Below are 22,071 nucleotides of genomic sequence, written 5' to 3' on the forward strand. Positions count from 1 at the left end.
TGCCTTCTTTAGTATCTAACTTAGCGTTTATTGTGCCAACATTACTAATATTTCCAGCTTCATCTTTAGCTACTAATTCTAATTTTTCACCATCTTTTACATCATTTAATGTTGCTTTAAAGTTACCATCAGCATCAGCTTTAACTTCAGTTTTACCATTTATTGTTACCACTGCATTTGGCTCTGTTTTACCTTCTACAACATAATTACCATTTAAATCTGGAGTTCCTGTTAATTCTCCTAATAATGGAGCTGTAGTGTCTATTGTCGTTGTAGCAACATCAGATACTATTTTATCATTTACATTATAAGTTACTTCTACCTTAACTTCTCCATCTTTTTCTGGAGTATAAGTAGTTGTAAATGAGCCATCTTTATTAAATGTAACATCAACAACTTTATCATTAATTTTAACAAGAGCTTTATTTTCAACAAATTCAACAGCATTTCCATTAGCATCAACTGGCTTAATTGTTCCACTAATTGTAAGAACCTTATTATTATTTAAAGTATTTTCAACATTAACACCATTGCCTGTAATTTCAACATCAACTTTAGCATCTACTTCTTTACTTGCAGCTTCTAATATAGTAACAACATCTGCTTTACCTTCAAATTTAACTTGAATTAAACCAATATTATTACCAATAATATTCGCATCAAGATTGATTGTAAATGTGCCATCTGCATCAATGTGTCCAACAACTTTAATATCATTTACAACGCTATTTAATATATTACTTTGAATATCAAATTCGTAATCTCCTGCTACGCCTTGATAATTTTCTAATTTACCTTTAAGCACTAAGCTATTGCTATCAACTGTTGCTGAATGATCTTTTATAGTATCATCACCATTTACTTCTGTAATAACAAGTTTATCAAATACTGGAGCTACTGGCTTATCTTCAGGTTTAACTTCTGGAGTTACAACATCTTCAGTTTTATCTTCTTCAGGTTGTTTATTGTCTTCAGTATTTTCAGGTTTATCTTCAGGTTTAACTTCTGGAGTTACAACATCTTCAGTTTTATCTTCTTCAGGTTGTTTATTGTCTTCAGTGTTTTCAGGTTTATCTTCAGGTTTAACTTCTGGAGTTACAACATCTTCAGTTTTATCTTCTTCAGGTTTATTTTCAGAAGCTGGAACTTCAATAATTGCTGGATTTACACTTGTATTGCCAACTTTATCAGTTGCACTAATTTCTACCTTATCACTAGCATTTGGAATAGTAATTACAAAATTACCATCTTTGTCAGCCGTCGCCTTATCTCCATTAGGAGTTGAAACTACCGCTTCTGGCTCTGTTTTACCTGATACTACTACATTTCCTTCTACAACTTCTACTTTAGTATCTGTTATTACAGGAGCTATATTATCTACACTAAATGAGCTATCTACACTATTATTACCATTCTCAACATGATATTTATATAATAATTCAGCATTTGATAAGTCAAAAGTATAGCTATAATCACCATTAGCATCAGCTGTAACTTTTACAGGGAAATGGATTTGAGCTACATTGTTACCATCTAATGTATAACCAATAACATTTATTGTTACTTCAGAATTAGGTGTAGCTCCACTACCTTTTATAGTAAATTCTGTTCCATTTGTTAATTTACCATCTACAATATTAGAATCTTTATCATATACATTTGCAGTTAAATTTAATGGTTTTTCTTCAGGTTTAACTTCAGGTTGAGTATTATCTTCAGTTTTATCTTCTTCAGGTTTAACTTCTGGAGTTACAACATCTTCAGTTTTATCTTCTTCAGGTTTAACTTCAGGTTGAGTATTATCTTCAGTTTTATCTTCTTCAGGTTTATCTTCAGGTTTAACTTCTGGAGTTACAACATCTTCGGTATTTTCAGGTTTTTCTTCAGGTTTAACTTCAGGTTGAGTATTGTTTCCTGTATTATTTTCTGGATTTTCAGGAACTACATTGTCATTAGCACCATTATTTCCTGGAATTGTAGGAATTTCGCCATTGTTAGCTTCTCCATTAATTTCAGGTGTTACTTGATTACCTTGTGCTAATAAATCATTAAGATTTGCAGCACCTAAGCCGTTGTTGTTAAAATTAGTAATAACATTATTATCAACTTCTCTTGATAATACATCTGCATAAACTGTGCTTTCGCTACCTGATTGGTCAAACACAACATCATTTAATGTTCCAGTAGCACCAGCAGCACCAGCTTCACCAGCAGCAGTTGCGTCTAATTCTATTTCTCCATTGTTATTTACTAAGTTATTGATTAAGTTATTGATTTTATCATCAATTGCAGCTTCATTTTCAAAGCTTTCACTTGTTAAAATACTATTATCAATCTTTGCAACATTATCTCCTACAATATGTAAAACTTTGCCACTGCTAAGTTCTATATCAACACTTGTATCTTTTCCGATTGTTCTAATAGTATCATTTAGTGATACTGCATCGCCTACATTTAGTGACTTCTCACCATTAACATTAATAGCTTTAACATCGCCTATTAATTTAATAATTTTTCCAGCTTCCGCCATAATATTTCTCCTTGTTGAATTTCAAAACAAGGTTAATTTAACGAAAATATATAAATTCTATTATTGCCCTTCAGTGCAAAAATATAATTTTTACAAAAAAAGGCAAAAAAAATGTATAAAATATTAATTACAAGCTTTAGTAAAACCTAATTCGCAAGCTTTTTGAAAGAATTTTTTTGATTTAGAAGAATCTGTTTTGATATATGTCTTATCATTATCTTTTAATCCATCTTCATACATATATCCAAGTCTAGAACAAGAATAACCATCGCCAATCTTACAAGATTTTTCATAGTTTTTTATAGCTTTTTCAAAATCATTATTATGTTCTTGTAATACCGCTAAGCTAGCACAAGAATCTTTATCATCTAATTCGCAACCTTGCTCATAATACATTTGAGTTTTTTCTATATTGTTTAAATATCTATAAACATCTCCTATTGACTTGCAAGCTTTATAATTTTTATTATTACACTCTTTATCGCTTAAATCAGAAAAATTAGATATTTTATTATTAACAACTTGGGTAGTTAAATACCAATTTGACACCATCTGACAACCATAATCATCGCCTAAACCACAAGCTCTTAAATAAAAATCAATTCCTTGATTAGGATTTAAATTATTAGCAAGTTCTATACAAGAATTAGCAATTCCACCATTGCAAGCTTTAAATAATTCGTCTTGTTTAAATTCTTTATATTCTTTTTTTTGTAAATAAGCATAATTATCACAAGCTTCATAAATGTCATTCTTACAAGCATTATCTAATAAATCATTAGCTTTTTTTATATCCTTATTAACACCAAGCCCTAGATAATACATTTTTCCAAGACTTCCACAAGCTTTTTTATTATTCAAATCACAAGATTTTTTATAATATTTATAAGCATAAGAATAAGAAATCCCCGTTCCTAATCCAAATTCATTCATCTCTCCTAATCTATAACAAGCATTAGAATTATCTTTATTACATTCTTGTTTAAAATTAGGATAAGCTTTTTTATATTCACCCTTTTCAAACAAACTTTCATTAGCACTTAAAGATACCAAAATACCTAAAGCTAATAATATTTTTCTCATACAATCTCCTTAAAAAATATCAAATAAATTAAAGTAAAAATAATATGTAAAAATCGTAAATATTGAAGAGATTAAAAGGGTTGCATTTAGGAGTATAGTTGAAAAATGATTAACGATTTATTAGCTGCAACCCTTTAAAACAAGGAATGGCGTATTATAACCACACAATTATTAAAATAATATTAAACTAAATAAAAATTTTATAAATATTTTATTTTTTATATTATTTATAAATTATTTTCTAAATCTATGCTAAATAAATCATAGTTTTTCCTATAATCTTTTGTAGAAATATTAAAAAACCCTAATAAAGAACTAAATAAATTATCTTGAGATAGTTTAAAATCAAGTTTATCTTTATTGTTATACTCATAATTAGTCCATAAAATAGCCGGAATTTGAATTTGCTCTTTTGGTGCTAAATAATATGGCATTCCGTGCAAATAAAACCCATTTTCTCCTAAACTTTCTCCGTGATCACTTAGATAAAATAAAGCTTTTTTATCGGCATTATCGGTCTTTAAAACATCAATCAAACTAGCTACTATAAAATCAGTATAAAGCAAGGTGTTATCATAAGTGTTATATAAATTATCTTCGCTACATTCTTGCAATTTATTTGTATTACAAGTTGGAGTAAATTTTTCAAATTCTTTTGGATATCTAAGATAATAACTTGGCCCATGAGAACCTTGCAAATGCACTATTATTAATGTATTTTTATCTTTTTTACTTTTTAATATATTCTTAGTTTCATCAACTAACCATCCATCATAATCTTTACTTTTAATAATAGAATTAATGTCATTACAAACATTTTGACAACCTCCAGAATTATTATCTATCCAACGCACATCAATAAAACGATTTAAAAGATTTAAAACATTCTCATAATTTTCACCTTTTTTAAAATCTACCCTATCATGCAATGAAAACATACAAGGTAAAGATTGAGCAGTGGCAGTCCCGCAAGATGTAAAATTACTAAAATAATTAATATTTAAATTCTTAGTATAAAAATTAGTATCGTTTTTAGCATATCCGCCTAAAGAATAATTTTTTGCCCTTGCAGTTTCTCCTACTACTAAAATAAAAGTTTTGCTCTCATTATCATCTTGAATAGAAGCATCAAGCCCTATTTTTACCATCTCTTCTTTAGGAGTGAATTTTGATTTTGTTATTTTAATAGCAGAATATATTTGATGAAATGGCACATTGTAATATCTTATGTCATCATTAGTTCTAATAAAAGGTATAAAAGTTCTAGAATTAGTAAATACTATGACAAAAATCAATATAGCACTTAAAATAATTGAAACTATTTTAGCTAAATAATAACCTTTTTTTATATTAATAAATTTTAGCAAAATTATTGGTAATACAACGCTTAATAATATAAAAAACACAAAAGATAAAGAAAATAAATCGCTCATTTCTCTTTTGTCTGTTAAAAATACATTAGCTACCATATTTCCATCAATAACTACATTGTAAGTTTTAATAAAATATATACTAAATCCAGTGCATATTATTAAAATAATAGAACAAATATAAGCCAAAATTCTAAAAAAACATAATATATTAACAACTAAAAATATCAATGTAAAATATATAATATTTACTATTGTAAAAAAATAAATATCACTTATTTTATTACTCAAAAATGCAAGCATAGAAAAATAATTCAAAGCAATTATATATGCACTTAAAACAAAATTAAATAAAATTGGATTTATCTTTAACATTTACTACCTTTTTGTATAGTTTTTATCATTATAAATAACTTAATTTAAGGAATAGTTTTGAGATTAATTTCGTGGAATGTAAATGGTTTAAGAGCAATTTGTGATAAAGATGGGTTTTCGTTTTTAGAAAAATACCCTACTGATTTTTTAGGTATTCAAGAGATAAAAGCAACACCTGATAAATTTCCAAAAGATATAAACAATTTAGGCTTTAAAGATATTAAATCAAATTCAGCAAAAAGAGCTGGATATTCTGGTGTTATGAGCTTTTTAAATTTTGAATGCGAGAGTAGATTTGCCCAATTTTTTCCTGATGATGAAGGAAGAGTTTTAGAGCATAGTTTTAAAGATATTGTTTTGTTTAATATATATTTTCCAAACGGACAAAGCGGTGATGAAAGATTAGATTATAAAATGAAATTCTATGATGATTTTTTAGAATATTTAAAAAAATTATTATTAGAAGGTAAAAAAATCATAATTTGTGGAGATGTAAATACAGCACACCGCCCAATAGATTTAACTCACCCAAAAGCTAATGAAAAAACAAGTGGATTTTTACCAATTGAGCGTGAGTGGATTGATAGATTGCTTGATGCTGGATTTGTTGATACATTTAGATATATAAACGGAGATATTCCTGAAAAATATTCGTGGTGGAGCTATCGTGCAGCTGCTAGAAATAGAAATGTTGGTTGGAGAATTGATTATTTTTTCATATCAAATAATCTTACCCCTTATTTAAAAGACGCCTTTATATTAAGCGATGTAATGGGCTCTGATCATTGTCCTGTTGGTATTGATATTGAAATCTAAAATAAATAAGTTTTTAAATTCTAACAATATTTGCGTAGTTTCTACAAACGAGCCTTATTCGGCTACTTTGTTTTATAAATTTGATGAGATTAATGAAGCATTGCTTTTTATCTCATCGCCTACTTCAAGGCATATTAAATTAGATGAATTATTAAGTGCAGCAATTTATACAAACAATCCAATTAAAGGTGTTCAAATAATAGGAAAATTATTATTAGCAAATGAAACCCAAAAAAGGCTTTATTTAAATACATATAAAGCTGCTAATTTTGCACTAAATCACAAAATTTATGCGTTAAAGCTCAAATATTTAAAATACACAGATAATACCCTAATGCTACCTAAAAAAACGGAGATTTTTTATGAATGAATTTATACTTGATATAAGTGCTACTTTATTTTTTAGTTTTTTACTAATTTATTTTGTAATTAAAAGGATAAAAAAATGAAAGCATTAATTATTTGTGATAGCTTTAAAGGCTCTCTTAGTTCAAAACAAGCAAACGAAGCTATCAAAAAATCTTGCGATAAATTAAATATAAACTCAATTCAACTAGCTATTTCTGATGGTGGAGAAGGTTTTTTAGAAAGTATAAATGATAAAATCAATGCTACAAAACTCTATTTAAACTTAAAAAATGCTTATGGTATTAGAGATTATAAGGGTTATTATCTTTTAAAAGAAAATAAAGCATATTTTGAAATGGCAGAATTTGCAGGATTAATCGCTCTTAATGAAAATGAAAAAAATCCTTGCAAAACTAGCACAATTTCACTAGGTATTGCCATAAAAGACGCTATTAATAATGGTGCAAATGAGTTTATAATAGGCATTGGTGGCTCGGCTACAAATGATGCTGGAATAGGAATGCTAAGTGCTTTAGGATACGAATTTTTAGATGAATTTGAAAATATTTTAAAACCTATCGGAGAAAATCTAAGAAAAATTGCAAAAATAAATGATAAAAATGTATTAAAAGAGCTTAAAAACTGCAGCTTTAAAATAGCTTGTGATGTGAAAAATCCACTATATGGAGAAAATGGTGCAGCGTATGTCTATGCAAGGCAAAAAGGTGCAAATGATGATGAAATTAAAATGCTTGATTTGGGTTTAAAAAATTTTGCAAAAGTTTGTGAAAAATATTTAACTAAAGATTATTCACAATTTCAAGGTTGTGGTGCTGCTGGTGGGCTTGGATTTGGCTTTAAAGCATTTTTAAATGCAGAATTTGAAAGTGGATTTTCATATATTAAAAACCTTTTAAATCTTGAAGAATTAATTAAAAACTCTGATTTAATAATAACAGGAGAAGGTGCTTTTGATAATCAAAGTTTGATGGGAAAAGTAATCGGAGAAATTAATCAAATTTGTAAAATTTATGATAAAAAATTAATAATATTTTGTGGTTTAAATAATAGTGATTTTAAAAATTGCTTTTCTTTAACAAAAGCATTTTCTAATAAAACAAAAAATGAATTAATGCAAAATAGCATTGCCTATCAATGCTTAAATGAGCTTTCGTTTAATGTATTGCAAACTTTTCTTGCTAAAAAATAATTTTTAACAAGGAGATATTATGCTTAAAAAAATTATAACTCACGAGCTTTTTGCTCCAATTTTATTGATTTTTATGACTATACTTGCTTTAGCTCTTAAAAATTCAAATCTAAACACTTATTATGAACTCATTACTAATTATAAAGCAGGTGTGATTTTTGGAGATTTAAACCTTATAAAACCACTTACTTTATGGGTAAATGATGGGCTTATGGCTATATTTTTCTTTTGGGTTGGATTAGAAGTTAAAAAAGAAATCCTAATAGGAGAATTAAGCAATATAAAAGCTGCTAGTTTGCCACTAATTGCAGCACTTGGCGGAGTAATTGTCCCTGCTATAATTTATAGTTTAATTAATATAAACGATAGTTTTGCTTTACAAGGCTTTGCAATACCGACTGCAACTGATATTGCTTTTGCTTTAGGAGTTTTATTATTACTTGGAAATAAAATTCCAAAATCTTTAACAATATTTTTACTAAGCCTTGCAATATTTGATGATGTTGCTGCAATTATTATAATCGCTTTATTTTATACAAATGAGCTAAGTATTTTAAGTCTTAGCCTTGCTACTTGTGGTTTAGCTATTTTGCTATTATTAAATTATTTGCATATTTGCATAAAAAGCCTTTATGTGATTATTGGTGCATTTATTTGGGTTTGCGTTCTTAAAAGTGGAGTTCATGCAACTTTAGCTGGTATGGCGTGTGCGTTTTTTATACCATTAAACACTAAAGATAATAAAGAATTTTTAGAACACATAATGCACGATTTAACACCTTATATAAATTATTTTATATTGCCTTTATTTGCTTTATTTAATGCTGGAGTTTTGATTAATGGTCTTAATTTAAATGATTTTAATGCAGTATTTTTTGGAGTATTTTTAGGTCTATTTTTAGGCAAACAATTAGGTGTATTTAGCTTTTGCTTAATTGCTAGTAAATTTGGCTTTAAATTACCATCAAATAAAGTTCAATTATACGGGGTTTGCATACTAACAGGTATTGGTTTTACTATGAGCTTTTTTATAAACACTCTTGTATTTGAAAATAATCCTGAATTATTTAATAGCGCAAAATTAGCAATACTTAGTGCTTCTTTTGTATCAGCTGTATTAGGCTATATTTGGCTAAGATTTATAAGCAAATAATCATATTAACTCCTATAAAAAGGAGTTAATTTAAATTCTATTGTATTTATAATAAGCAGCACAAGCACCTTCACTACTTACCATACAACTTCCTATTGGATTATTAGGCGTGCATAAATTACCAAAAACTTTACAATCAGTTGGCTTTGCAAGTCCTTTTAAAATCTTAGGGCATAGACAGGCTTTGTTTTCTGCTTTTGTATTTGTTTTTATATCAAATACTTTTTTTGCGTTTATATAATCATATTCATCTTTTAGCTCCAAACCGCCATTACTAATAACACCTAAGCCACGGAATTCAAAATCATCACGCCTAAAGTATTTTTCAATTAATTCTTTAGCTTTTTCATTACCATTTTTACTAACTAATCTTGAATACTCATTATAAACATTATGAGTTTTATTCTTAAATTGTAAGCTTAAATTTAATAGCGAGTGCATTAAATCAACAGGCTCAAAACCACTTATAGCAAATGGTTTTTTATAAGTATTAGCCATATTTAAATATGCGTTTTCTCCTATTATCACGCTTACATGTGATGGGGCTAAAAAGCCATCAATATTACAATCTTTATCATTTAATAAGGCTTCAACAGGCTCAGGAACTCTTACATGATTTATATGAAAAAATACATTTTTAAGCCCCATTTCAAGCACTTTTTCAATCAAAACCGCACTCATAGGAGTAGTAGTTTCAAAACCTATTGCAAAAAATATAATCTTTTTATCTTTATTTTCATTTGCGATTTTTAATACTTCTAGTGGACTATAAAGCGCTCTAATATCCTTGCCTTGTGCTCTTAATTTTTCTAAACTCGTATTACTAGCAGGAACTTTAATCAAATCAGCAAGTGTGCAAAAAATAGCACCTTCCATACTTGCTAAAAAAATAGCTTCATCAAGCCTACTTTTTGGCATTACACAAACAGGACAACCTGGCCCATGAATAAAGTTAATATTAGGCAAAAGAGAAGGGATTGAGTATTTTATAAGTGAATGCGTGTGCCCGCCACAAATCTCCATTACATTATAAACCCTATCAAGCTTAACATTATTAATTAGTTTTTTTAAATTATTAATAATATTTGCGTCTTTATATTCTTTTATGTAATTCATAAAAACCTACTTTCAATCTCTTCGCTACCTATCTCATCTGCAATTTGCTTATATAATTCTAAGCTTTCTTTAGCAGCTGCTTCATCAATTTTTTGCATAGCAAAACCAACATGAATTAATACAAAATCTCCCACATTAACCTGCTCAGGTATCAAATCAAGGCTAACCCCACGCTTAATCCCTAAAGTATCAACCATAGCGAAATTATTTTCATCAACACTTAAAACTTTTGATGGTATAGATAAACACATATTAACTCCTTAAAGATTTAAAATATTCACAAAGTTCGGCAATTCCTTCGCCTGTAGTGCTACTTACACAAAAGATTTTTACATTTGGATTTAATTTTTTTGCTTCTTGTGTGATAGTTTCTAGGCTAAAATCAAAATATTTTGCTATATCCATTTTAGTTAATACTATCACATCAGCTCTTTTAAACATAACAGGATATTTTGCTACTTTATCACTTCCTTCAGGACTTGATAAAAGCACAACATTTAAATTCTCGCCCAATTTATATGATGCAGGGCATACTAAGTTGCCTATATTTTCTATTACACAAAACTCTGAATTACTAATATCAAGATTTTTTAGAGCTAAATCTATCATTTTTGCGTCTAAATGACAGCTTTGACCTGTGCTTATTTGATATGCTTTAGCACCTGCTTTGATAATCCTATCAGCGTCCTTATTAGTCTCTAAATCCCCTTCAATTACGCATAATTTTAATAAATTATTTTTTATAATATACTCAAGTAGAGTGGTTTTACCACTACCAGGAGAGCTCATAAAATTAAGGCAATATAAATTAGATTTTTTAAAAAACTCTTGATTGATTTTTGCTTGATTTTCGTTTTCAGCCATAATTTTTGCTTTTGCTTCAATGATTACTTTCATTACCTACTCCTTAAATTTTTCACATTTTACTAAGTAAAAGTATTTACAATGGCAACAAAAATCATTTTATAAATAATAGACCAAATTCTAAGTAAAAATTTAATACTAATATTTAAATTAATTAAAACTTAATTTTTAAAATTAATTTAAATATTTAACTTTTAAATATAAAATTTATCAATTTTTTTTAATTAAAGGATAAAAAATGGATATTCTTATGAATTTACCTAATTCTTTACAATTTGCTATACAACTAGCTATTGTATGTATTTGCCTATTTTATGGCTCAAAAAAAGGTGGAATTACTCTTGGAATGTTAGGTGGCGTTGGGCTTATTGTGATGATTTTTGGCTTTGGTGTAAAACCAGGAAAACCAGCAATTGATGTTATGCTAACTATTTTAGCAGTTGTTGTGGCTAGCGCAACACTTCAAACCAGTGGTGGTCTTGATGTAATGCTTCAAATAGCTGAAAAAATTCTTAGAAAAAATCCAAAATATATTAGTATTTTAGCTCCAATTACAACTTGCACCCTAACAATTCTTTGTGGCACAGGGCATGTTGTTTATACAATTTTACCTATTGTATATGACATAGCTATTAAAAACAATATTAGACCTGAAAGACCGATGGCAGCAAGTAGTGTTTCAGCACAACTTGGAATAATTGCTAGCCCAGTATCAGTGGCTGTAGTAACTCTAACAGCATTTATTATTAATAGTAATCATCACTTAGCAGGATTTGATGGATATTTGGACTTACTTAAAATTACAATACCATCAACTTATTTAGGAGTGTTTTGCGTTGGAATATTTAGCTGGTTTAGAGGTAAAGATTTAGATAAAGATAGTGAATTTCAAGAAAAAATTAAAGATGAAGAATTTAAAAAATATGTTTATGGTAGTGGGTGCAAATCATTAATAGGTGAAAAATTACCTAATAGTGCTTGGTTATCAATGTGGATATTTTTAGGCGCTATTGCCTTAGTTGCTATTTTAGGATATTTTTCAAATCTACGACCTGCATTTAACATAAAAGTTGATTCAGCAAGTATTTTAATCGTAGATAATAATGCTAAAACAATGAAAGAAATACCTATTAAGAATTCAAATCTCATAATTACTTATAATGAATTAAATAAAACTATTAAAGATGGTAAAGTAAAAAACACGAAAGAAAATATAAAAGCAATTAGCATTGATAATAATCTACAAATAACACAAGAAAATAACTATGTAATTATTAATAATGAAAAATTTGAAAATGCAAAAATTATTTTTAGCGATAAAAAAGAACAAGCAAAACCTTTAGGAATGGTTGAAGTAATTCAAATTTTTATGCTTTTGGCAGGTTCATTAATAATAATCTTTACAAAAACTAATGCAAATAATATTTCAAAAAGTGAGATATTTAAATCTGGAATGGTTGCTCTTGTGGCTGTATTTGGAATCTCTTGGATGGCTGATAGTATGGTTGCAACACATACTCAAATGATAAAAGATAGCTTAGGAAATATATTAAGCGAATATCCTTGGACTTACGCAATAGTTTTAATAATAATTTCTAAATTAGTAAATTCTCAAGCAGCTGCACTTGTAGCGTTTGTGCCACTAGCTTTAAATATAGGAGTTAATCCAGCTGTTATTTTAGCATTCGCACCAGCTTGTTATGGCTATTTTATTTTGCCAACATATCCAAGTGATTTAGCAGCTATTCAATTTGATAGAAGCGGAACAACTCGTATAGGAAGATTTGTAATAAATCATAGTTTTATTATTCCTGGTTTTATAGGTGTTATTACTTCAAGTATCTTTGGATATTTTCTTGCGAGTTTTTATGGTTACTTATAAATTTTGCCCTATTTTAGGGCAAAATTAAGATTTTAATTTGCCAATATTTAACTAGAATTTAAAATATTATTTTCCAATAAAGCTATAATTTAAAACCTAGAAACTATAATCTCAATTATCTTATCATCTTCTAATTCAAGCCTAATGCTAACACTTTTGCCCAAAAGTATTTTAGTAAAATAAAAATATTCATTTTTCATTTTAAATTCTAACTGGCTTAAAGTCTTTTGTATCTCATCATAACTTTTGCCTTTTATATCATTATTTATATCATCTAATATGCTTTTATCAAGCACAAGGCAAACTCTTTCAAGGTTACTACACTTTAAATTTGATTTTAAAATCCTTGTTATGAGCTCATTGGGTTGTTTTAAAAAATCATCATAATACCACCAAGCATAAAGCATAGCCAAAGTTAAAGCTAAGTATTTTTTAAAATAAACATTATAGTTTTTTCTAGCAGTATATAAATATACAAAGCCAAATATCGCAAATGGCACGAGATTTTTAAGAGTATCAATGCTCTTATAAACGCTTTTATCATAAAGACAAAAATTATAAATAATCTTAGCAAGGCAAACACACGATATAAAAAGCGAAATATGTCTTAAAAGTAAATAAAACTTATCTTGCAAGATTATCTTACTATCCAAATCATCTTGAGATAGTAAAAGATAAATCCTAGAAAAAAGAAAAGCAAATATAAAGCAAGGAATATAACTAAAATCTCCTATATAAAATGGTATAAAAAACAAAAACCAAGCTAGATAAAAAAGCGTATTTTTAAAAATCACATTAGCTTTTGCTAAAAACCTTTTAAAGCCATTTTGTTATCCTTAAAAGCAAAAATATTTAAATTTAAAAATCACTAAAAATAAAATTGAAATTCCTAATTTAAATTCCTTTTAAAATATCTTGAAAATACATTAAATTTTAACGGAATTTAAAATCGGAATTTCAATATTTTTTATCCTTTAATATCCTAATTATTCAGCCTTTTTATCCAAAAAATTATCAATATTTTTTGTAATATACATAAGAACATATAAAACTATCATTATAAGAATTGTTCCTGTAATTAGTGCGAATTGCTCCATTTGAAGCACAGAAAATAATACTGCATAAACACCGCCTAAAAATAGTAGCATTCCAAAACCAAATTTTTTGCTATTTGTAAGAGCTTTTATATAAAGTGCGTTTGGTATTACGACCATTAATGTAGCGATAATATAGGCAAGTTCAAAACTAAAATATTCTGACATTGAAAGCAAAACTAAATAAAACAAAGTTAGCGAAAATCCAACAACTCCGTATTGGATATAATGAGTTGGTTTTTTGCCTAAAATTTCAAAAACATAAACCACAAATAAGCTAAGCATTATAAATAATATGCCGTATTTAGCAGCTCTTATTACTTGTCTGTAATGAGTAATGCCTTCGTATAGATTAATACCGATTAGATTATCATTTAGATAATGATTTGAATTATTTATAGCTTTTTGATAATTCATAGTAAATGGCATAATTTCATATTTTGCGTTAAAGCCGTTATTATCAAGATTTTTACTAACAGGCAATGTCCCATAAAAACTAGGCTTACTTTCTTTTGAATTAATATCTAAGGTATTCTTTTGCGCTAAAGGAAGTATCTCTATACCTTTTGAGCCCCTTAATGTGAAAGAAATTTCAAAAGGTGTATTATTTTTCAACATATTTTTATTAATTAGTGATGAAATTCCATATCTTAAATGAGAATTTTTACTATTTGTCCCTGCATTTGGTTTTAAATCAATGCTATTTAGTTTAAAAGTTGAGATATTTACTAATGATTTTGCATCTAATAAACCTAAAGATAAATAAATTTCATCAAAGTCTTGCGGTAATTTTTCATCTAAATCAGCAAAATTACCACCAATGCTAATATTTGCGTTATAAACACTAGCTTTATATATTCCTTTTTGTCTAACCTCATCTAAAATATCAATTTTTACATCAATTTGGCTTGGAATTATGATTTTTTCGTAAGGGACTTTTTGCGTAATCGTATTGCCTTCTTCATCTTTTATATTTTGTTCTTTAGTGCCATTTATTACTAGAAAAATCCCGTGTATTGTTTGCTTTTGACCCCATTCATTACCTAGAGTATCAACCATATTTTCATAAGTATCATTTCTCTCATTTATTATTCCGTTTATAAAAAACAATGGTATTTGAAGTAATATTGCAAGTAAAAATATAAAACCTACTTTTTTAGTTATTGAATTAGATGGTATTTTAATCATTTTATTTCCTTTTAATTTTTAAAATATTTATCATATACAAAATAAGCTTAAATTACAAATACCAAACGAAATTCCTATTTTAAATTCCACTGCAAATAATTAAAATTTATATTTATTAAAATCACTAAACGATTTTTTTCGTTTATTATATTTTTCCACAAAGCTTAAATACCTAGCTTTTTTAAAAGTTCGCTTGATTTTGCTAGGTTTTTGCTAAGTGAGTTTAGAATTTCATCTACGCTGCTTAGCTCTTTTTCTTCTTTTATGTTTGGATTTTTTGCACTTAAATCGTAGTTTTTAAGAGCAAGTTCGCTTTTGCTTACTAGCCATGAGTTTTCAGTGATTTTACGCTCCTTAACACAAGCTAAAAAATCTTTAAAATGCTCATACTCTAAAGGCTTATTTTTAGTTAGTTTATAAGGTGGTATTAGCTCATAATAATACACCTCATTACTATCATTTAAAAACCTTTTACCAAGCGAGAAAAACAGCACATTAGTTTTAACAGCACTATAAGGCAAAAATACCTCACTAGGAAGGCTTAAAACGCACTCCAAATTATACTCATTTACCAAATCTTGCTTTACACTTGTAAAGGCGTTTGAGTTTTGAAACAGCACTCCTTCAGGCACTACCACAGCACATCTGCCGTTTATTTTAAGGCTTTTTAGGATATGTTGTAAAAATAGTAGCTCTGTGGCGTTTGATTTTACTAAAAAGTTGTTTTGGATTTGCTCTTTTTCTTTGCCACCAAATGGTGGATTTGCTAGGATTATTTCATATCTATCATCTTCACTTATGTCGGTGATTTTTTTATTTAGGGTGTTTGTTTTAATGATATTTGGGGATTTTATGCCGTGCAAAATCATATTCATCACACCCATTGCATAGCTTAGTGGGGTCTTTTCTTTGCCGTGCAAGGCGTCATTTTGTATAAAATCTATCTCATCATTGCTAAGGCTTGTTTTATCTCTCATCACATGCAAAAAGCTCTCACACAAAAACCCACAACTACCACAGGCAGGGTCATACACACGCTCATTTGCCTTTGGGTCTATCACTTCAACGATAGCTTTTATAAGTGGTCTTGGGGTGTAAAACTCCCCACTATTTCCCCCATCACTCCCCATATCTTTTAGCAGTTTTTCATACACTAGGCTTAGTGCAAACACATCATCATCTTTACTAAAGTTACATTCATCAATGATATTTATGATATCTCTTAAAGTTTGTTCATTAACTATTCTATTATTTATGCCTTCAAAAATACCGCCGATTTTATACTCAATGCTTTTAAAATCATCGTTATTTTTAAAGCTTTTTAGATAGACAAAAAGCTCATTATTTACAAACTTAGTCAAATCATCACCGCTTAGGGCGTTTTTGATATCTAGTGTGCCATCTTCTTTTTTAGGTGCTGCCCAACTACTCCACGCAAATTTGCTATCAAGTATGCTTACATACTCCTTATCATCATAAAACGCCTTTTCTTCAAGCTCTTTTTCATAATCATCTAAAAATTTTAAAAATAGTATCCAACTAATTTGCTCCGTATAATGCATAGCCCCACTTATGCCATCATCACGCCTTAAAATGTCTGTTATTTGGTCTATTTTGTTTTGCATTTTTGTCCTTTTATATCTTTTTGATATGTTAAATTTTTTAACATATTAAGCTTAGAATTTATTTCGTGTATTTTAAATCTTTGCTGTTTTAAAATTTATGTATTTTACACTTATTTTAAAGCCAAAACACCTAAAACACACAAATCCACTTAAAAAAGCATAAATCCTAAAAAGTCTAATTTTTAGCATAGAAATTCTAAGACTTATCCAACCACCGAGTAATGCTCGGTAGTTACCAACAAACGAAATTTAAACTAAATTACGGATCTAAATTCCACTCACAACCCACCCTTAAAGGCTAAGTCTAATAAACTTTCTTTTAACTCTTCATAATCTTTTAGCCTTTTTGCATAAAGCTCTTTTAGTTCTTTTATGGTCTTTGCTTTGCTCTCTAGCTCTTTTGCGATACGCTCTTGCTCTTTTAATGGTGGCAACGGGATTTGAATATTAAATATATCCTTATCCGATACTGCTGGATATTGTGCTCCTTTAATAAATCTAGCTACAAAATCCGTTACATAATCACTAAGTAAAAAATAAAAAATATATTTTTTGACATCTTTTTTAGCTCTTATAATACAAAAACCCGTAGAAGCTATGGGGTTATAATATTCTTGATTAACCATAGCTATATTTTTAAGATTTGGTCTAGTGGTGGCATATAAAATATCTCCAAATTTTACTTGCCTTTTAGCTCTGCTTGGAGCTTGTGTGCTATTGATTTTCTTGTAATCTAAAATCATAAAATTTTTATTATCTATTGATGAAATATCTATGTAAGAAATATCATCGTTAAAATCTTTGAGATTTGCATTTTTTGTTTTTTCGCAAATATCCCCAAGTTTTTCCCATTTCCAAGTGGGTGGGAGTGTGTAGGTGTCGTTGTCTAGCTTTGATTTTAGGGGGTTAAAACTATCATTTAGGATACTTTGCCACAACTCATCAAGGCTTAGCAAATCAGCTTTTACTAGCCTTATACTCTCATCAATACTTGCAAATTTTTCATCAAGTATCTTTACAATTTTCCTTTGCTCTTCAAGTGATGGCAATGTGATTTGAAATTCTTCCAAATCTTTAAATCTTAGATTGTTAATATTAGACCCTTTTGAAACCCCTTGAATATATTTATGATATTCAAAACTTTTAAAATAATATGATAAAAAATAAGGATTTAAGCTTTCATCTGTTGCCCTAAAAACTCCACAAAAAGCACCAAAAGAAAAGTCATTTAAATCTTTTAATATAATGTTTTTACCTACAATATGCTTACTACCACTACTCATAGCAAATAAAATATCATTATCTTGAATAATTTTATTTTCTGCTAATTCTTTAGGGACTATTTGAAGTTCATCTAAATTTAATTGGCTTTGAATGTTGTTAGCTCTTAATAAAAATACAGAATTTTCATCTTTTTCGTTAAGTAGTTGTTCTTTTTTATATGAAACTCCCCTTATAAATATACCTAAATCTTTAAGCTTTTTAACTTCCCAACCATTCGGTAATTTTGTCATTTATTACCTTTTTTAAGCTCATTACTCAAATCTTGTTTAAACTGTTTAAATAACTCATCTTCTTGCAACTTTGATATTATTTTATTGATAATGTATTGTTGCGGAGTTATGTCTTTTGTATTTAAATGTTTATCATTTACATAAGAAACTATTGCACCAAATATGCGTTTTGCTATTTCTTTGCTTTCTTTGGCTTTTTCTTTTTCTCTAGATAACTTATGATATTCATCACATGATTCTTTTATGGTTTTTTCTTCGTTATTATATTTTAACTTATGAGTTTTTAAATTTTCTAGATGATTACCATCTATTTCATTATAAAACATTTCATCTTTTATAAGTTGTTTCACTAGCTCTTTTTCAACATCTTCTATAGGTAAAAATAAAAAATCATTTTTATTGCTTCCTTTATCACGTTGGTCTCCATCTTTTATTGGTATAACTTTCGCTGTTCCATAAATATTATTTTTATTATGTTTATCTAGCATATTTTTCACTTGACCTTCGCCACCTACAGGTATAACTATAGTTTTCCTTCCTATGATACTTACCATATTATGTAATATAGCATTTACAAACATTTCAGCTAAATCATCCTCGACAAGTACAACATAATCATAACAATTAAATTGATAAAGCTCGGAATTTATCATTCCTGGATATGTTGGAGTTGAATATGTTTGATTGTTAAAATAATATATATCATTAGGATTAATATGATTAATTGCTACAAGCGAGTGTGTTGCAAGTATAAATAAAATATTATATTTCTTAGCAAATATTTTTAGCCTTTTTAAAAATCTTTGCTGTGCTAATGGACTTAACCCTAGCTCAAATTCATCTATCACTATGAGCTTACATTCTTTATTATCTGTTATATAAAAAGATATTATTTTTAAAATTGATAATAAAAAATATTCACCAGTACTAAAATCAAATTCTCTGATTATATTACCATTATGCTCTATATAATAAATAATTTTTATATTTTTATTATTTTGTTTTAAATTATCACTTTTAAAATTGCTATCAAACTTATATAATAAATCAAAATTTAAATTACTAAAATAACCATCTTTACAATCTTCCTTGTCATTTATTATATATTCTAAATTTTCTATAATAAAGTCTAATTTTTCTTTTGTTTTTTTATATGTATTTACTAGATTATCTTTGTCGTTTGGTTCTTTAAATTTTTTATACATATTAGATTTAAAATTGTTTTTATTTTTTAAATGTTCAAATCTCACACCAGATAAAATTGATAATTCAAAAAAACCTTTAATTTTTTTTATTGGTTTTGTTGAAGTTTTACTCCATTGTGATTTTTTCTCCCATACTTCTTCCTCATTACCACAACTTGATATATATGTTATTTTTGCTTCTTTATGTCTTCCTTTAAAATTAGATGATAAACTAGTTTTGTTATCGGCAAAAAAATTATCTTTATCTTTTCTTATAAAAATACCAATACAAGTCAATAATGTTGATTTACCACTTGCATTATCACCTATAAATAATTTAACACCACTTTCTATATTTAAATCAAAAGTCATTTCTTTTACTTTTCTAACATTCTCTATTTTTATACGATATTGCTGCATATTTTCTCCTTATAAAAATAAATTAAATAAAAATCATACCCTAAAAAGCTCTTCTTGGAGCTTTTCAAAACTTGCCTTTAATAGCTCTTTTGAACCAAAGCCTTGTGCGATTTTGTCCTTATCTAATGTGCTATTTGTTAGCAAGGTGCCAAGCCCTGCGTCAAATTCTTTTATGCCAAATCTTTCGTATTTATCAAGCAAGAAATTCATAAAAGCCATAGCATTATCATCTTTGATATCTTTTATAAACTCCGTATTTTTAAGGCTTTGTACTCTGTCCTTTCTACTCTTTTTAAACGCCCCAAAGCTAAGATAAGCAAACACATCATACAAATCACAATCATCAGCATTTAGTATATGCTTTAGCTCTTCTAAGTCTTCATCGCTTATACCATTTGCTTCTAAAGTCTTTAAAAACTCAAGCCTAGTTTTTTTCTCACTCCAAATTTGCCTTAGCATTTGCTCGTTTGCTACAACTGCTCTAACTTTACCTAGCACTGCTTCTAAAAACTCTTTTGTATCTAGTGGGATATCATCGTTTAGGGTGTATTTTATCTCTACCTTGTCTAGTCTTGGGTATTTGCCAAGATATACCACAGGCTTATTTTTGCTAGGCTTTTTTATGATTTCTTTCGGTTCTTTTTCTTCTTTGCTCTTTGGCTTTAGCTTGATGGGCTCATCACTCATCATCTCGCCGTCCCATTCGCTATCATAAAAAAGCTCGGTTGAGTTAGTAAAATCAATTATCGTGAAAAAATCCTTGCCTTTATAAACTCTAGTTCCTCTACCTATAATTTGTTTAAACTCTACCATAGATGCGATGTTTGAAAGTAAAACTATATTTCTAACATTTCTAGCATCTACTCCTGTGGTTAGCATTTTTGAGCTTGTGAGTATTACTGGGTAGGCTTTGTCGTTGTCTTGAAAAAGGCTTAGATAATCAAGCCCGATTTTACTTTCATCGCTAGTAACTCTTACGCAATAATCATTGTGATTTACGCTTTTGTGTTTATCTATGTAGTGTCTTATTTCACTTGCGTGTTTTTGATTAGCACAAAAGATGATGGTCTTATCCATAGGATTTTCCATATTTTCTAGAATTAGCTTTGCTACTAGGTCGTTGTAGGCTGGTATGCTTATGTTTTTTTCAAACTCGCTAAATTTATAGCGTGGTTTTTCTAGCTCTCCTTTTACTATATCGCCAGTGCTGTAAATATAGCCATCGCTTAGGCTTGTGCTTAGCTTTTTTACCTTATACGGGGTCAAAAATCCATCGTTTATGCCGTCTTTTAGGCTGTATTTATAGATACTTTCGCCAAAGTATTTATAAGTATCTATATTAATATCTGCTTTTGGTGTGGCTGTTAAACCTAGCTGGGTGGCACTTTCAAAATATTTTAAAATCTCTTGCCACGAGCCATTTTCGTTCGCTCCGCCCCTATGGCACTCATCAATGATTATAAGGTCAAAAAAATCTTTTGGGAATTTAGTATAAAACTCGTTGTAGTTTTTGTCTTCACTTGCTAAGCTTTGATATATTCCAAAATACACATTTGCACTTTTTATCATGCCATCTTTTTGGCTTGATTCTAGACTAACGCAGTCATTTTCTATTGGGTTAAACTCTCCTAAGGCTTGATTTCTTAGGCTTATTCTATCGCATAGAAAAAGGATTTTTGGCTTTCTTGGGGCGCTATTTTTGTTCCATCCAGCGTTAAGTAGTCTTGTAACTATCGCAAAGGCTATGGTGGTCTTGCCTGTGCCTGTGGCTAGGGTTAGAAGCATTCTTGATTTGTTTTGCAAAATGCCTTTTATCACGCTATCAACGGCTATTTTTTGATAGTATCTTAGCTGTTTGTTTTCTACTACTAGCTCTTTTTGGCTTAGAAGTTTTTGCTTTGCTAACTCGCCAAAAGTTTTTTGATATAGCTCATCTGGAGTTGGAAACTCATCTATAAATTCGCCTTTTGAAAATCTCATATCATACTCATAAAGCTCACGCCCATTGGTTGAATATACATAGCGAATATTTAGGATTTTTGCATATTCTTTGCCTTGCTGTAAGCCGTCTTGGCAGTCTTTACCTATCCTTTTTGCTTCTATTATTGCTAGGTTGTTGTTTTTGTGATGAAGTAGATAATCAGCGAATTTTCTAACCCCACGCTTACCGCCGATTAGTATCCTACCATCAGTGAAATAATACTCTTTCCTAATGTTTTCCTTAAGCCACCCAGCGTTTTCTAGCTTTATATCAATATATTTTGCCCTAGTTTCATTTTCTAACATTTAAATCCGCCAA

Annotated in this window: 17 protein-coding genes; 5 read left to right on the forward strand and 12 right to left on the reverse strand. The window is 28.6% G+C overall.

Going from position 1 to position 22,071, the window contains the following annotated elements; translation table 11 throughout:
• The 3 genes from AVBRAN9334_RS05165 to AVBRAN9334_RS05175 form a co-directional block, all read right to left on the reverse strand.
• The coding region (locus AVBRAN9334_RS05165) for an Ig-like domain-containing protein (protein WP_336607185.1) at window positions 1-2,530 on the reverse strand (2,530 nt) is incomplete at its 3' end.
• A gap of 123 nt (window positions 2,531-2,653) precedes the next feature.
• Window positions 2,654-3,613, reverse strand: a complete 960-nt coding sequence (locus tag AVBRAN9334_RS05170) for a tetratricopeptide repeat protein (protein ID WP_214117959.1) — start codon at window positions 3,611-3,613, stop codon at window positions 2,654-2,656.
• Window positions 3,614-3,840: 227 nt separating this feature from the next.
• Complete coding sequence (locus AVBRAN9334_RS05175) at window positions 3,841-5,358, reverse strand: phosphoethanolamine transferase (RefSeq protein ID WP_336607186.1); 1,518 nt, start codon at window positions 5,356-5,358, stop codon at window positions 3,841-3,843.
• A 57-nt stretch (window positions 5,359-5,415) separates the two neighbouring features.
• Between AVBRAN9334_RS05175 and AVBRAN9334_RS05180 the strand changes: the two genes are divergently transcribed.
• The 4 genes from AVBRAN9334_RS05180 (at window position 5,416) to nhaA (ending at window position 8,885) form a co-directional block, all read left to right on the forward strand.
• Entirely contained in the window at window positions 5,416-6,174 is a 759-nt protein-coding gene (locus AVBRAN9334_RS05180; RefSeq protein WP_214117957.1) for an exodeoxyribonuclease III, read from the forward strand.
• The gene (locus AVBRAN9334_RS05185; RefSeq protein WP_336607187.1) at window positions 6,164-6,544 is read left to right on the forward strand and encodes a hypothetical protein; all 381 of its coding nucleotides are present in this window, start codon (window positions 6,164-6,166) and stop codon (window positions 6,542-6,544) included. The genes AVBRAN9334_RS05180 and AVBRAN9334_RS05185 overlap by 11 nt, the downstream gene beginning before the upstream one ends.
• A gap of 75 nt (window positions 6,545-6,619) precedes the next feature.
• On the forward strand, window positions 6,620-7,732 hold the full coding sequence (locus AVBRAN9334_RS05190; RefSeq protein WP_336607188.1) for a glycerate kinase: 1,113 nt from the start codon (window positions 6,620-6,622) through the stop codon (window positions 7,730-7,732).
• Between the two features lie 19 nt (window positions 7,733-7,751).
• Entirely contained in the window at window positions 7,752-8,885 is a 1,134-nt protein-coding gene (gene nhaA, locus AVBRAN9334_RS05195) for a Na+/H+ antiporter NhaA (RefSeq protein ID WP_214117954.1), read from the forward strand.
• A 30-nt stretch (window positions 8,886-8,915) separates the two neighbouring features.
• Here nhaA and hypD read toward each other — a convergent pair whose 3' ends face one another.
• From hypD to hypB, 3 genes are read right to left on the reverse strand one after another with little or no spacing between them, the layout of a single operon-like run.
• A complete protein-coding gene (hypD, locus tag AVBRAN9334_RS05200) occupies window positions 8,916-10,001 on the reverse strand; it encodes a hydrogenase formation protein HypD (protein WP_214120190.1) in 1,086 nt (361 codons plus the stop codon).
• A complete protein-coding gene (locus AVBRAN9334_RS05205; protein ID WP_239802676.1) occupies window positions 9,998-10,252 on the reverse strand; it encodes a HypC/HybG/HupF family hydrogenase formation chaperone in 255 nt (84 codons plus the stop codon). Before AVBRAN9334_RS05205 ends, hypD begins: the two co-directional genes overlap by 4 nt.
• Window position 10,253: 1 nt before the next feature.
• Window positions 10,254-10,898, reverse strand: a complete 645-nt coding sequence (hypB, locus tag AVBRAN9334_RS05210) for a hydrogenase nickel incorporation protein HypB (RefSeq protein WP_214117951.1) — start codon at window positions 10,896-10,898, stop codon at window positions 10,254-10,256.
• Between the two features lie 205 nt (window positions 10,899-11,103).
• Between hypB and AVBRAN9334_RS05215 the strand changes: the two genes are divergently transcribed.
• The gene (locus AVBRAN9334_RS05215) at window positions 11,104-12,747 is read left to right on the forward strand and encodes an anaerobic C4-dicarboxylate transporter (RefSeq protein WP_336607189.1); all 1,644 of its coding nucleotides are present in this window, start codon (window positions 11,104-11,106) and stop codon (window positions 12,745-12,747) included.
• A gap of 89 nt (window positions 12,748-12,836) precedes the next feature.
• Here AVBRAN9334_RS05215 and AVBRAN9334_RS05220 read toward each other — a convergent pair whose 3' ends face one another.
• The 6 genes from AVBRAN9334_RS05220 to hsdR form a co-directional block, all read right to left on the reverse strand.
• Window positions 12,837-13,541, reverse strand: a complete 705-nt coding sequence (locus tag AVBRAN9334_RS05220; protein ID WP_336607190.1) for a hypothetical protein — start codon at window positions 13,539-13,541, stop codon at window positions 12,837-12,839.
• 192 nt (window positions 13,542-13,733) lie between these two features.
• The gene (gene creD / locus AVBRAN9334_RS05225) at window positions 13,734-15,029 is read right to left on the reverse strand and encodes a cell envelope integrity protein CreD (protein ID WP_214150064.1); all 1,296 of its coding nucleotides are present in this window, start codon (window positions 15,027-15,029) and stop codon (window positions 13,734-13,736) included.
• A gap of 164 nt (window positions 15,030-15,193) precedes the next feature.
• Complete coding sequence (locus tag AVBRAN9334_RS05230) at window positions 15,194-16,654, reverse strand: type I restriction-modification system subunit M (RefSeq protein ID WP_336607191.1); 1,461 nt, start codon at window positions 16,652-16,654, stop codon at window positions 15,194-15,196.
• Window positions 16,655-16,932: 278 nt separating this feature from the next.
• On the reverse strand, window positions 16,933-18,168 hold the full coding sequence (locus AVBRAN9334_RS05235) for a restriction endonuclease subunit S (RefSeq protein WP_336607192.1): 1,236 nt from the start codon (window positions 18,166-18,168) through the stop codon (window positions 16,933-16,935).
• Window positions 18,165-19,772, reverse strand: a complete 1,608-nt coding sequence (locus AVBRAN9334_RS05240) for an ATP-dependent nuclease (protein ID WP_336607193.1) — start codon at window positions 19,770-19,772, stop codon at window positions 18,165-18,167. The genes AVBRAN9334_RS05235 and AVBRAN9334_RS05240 overlap by 4 nt, the downstream gene beginning before the upstream one ends.
• 33 nt (window positions 19,773-19,805) lie before the next feature.
• Window positions 19,806-22,058, reverse strand: a complete 2,253-nt coding sequence (gene hsdR / locus AVBRAN9334_RS05245; protein ID WP_336607194.1) for an EcoAI/FtnUII family type I restriction enzme subunit R — start codon at window positions 22,056-22,058, stop codon at window positions 19,806-19,808.
• Window positions 22,059-22,071 lie beyond the last annotated feature (13 nt).

It is taken from the genome of Campylobacter sp. RM9334 (assembly GCF_020138145.1).
Taxonomy (GTDB): Bacteria; Campylobacterota; Campylobacteria; order Campylobacterales; family Campylobacteraceae; genus Campylobacter_E.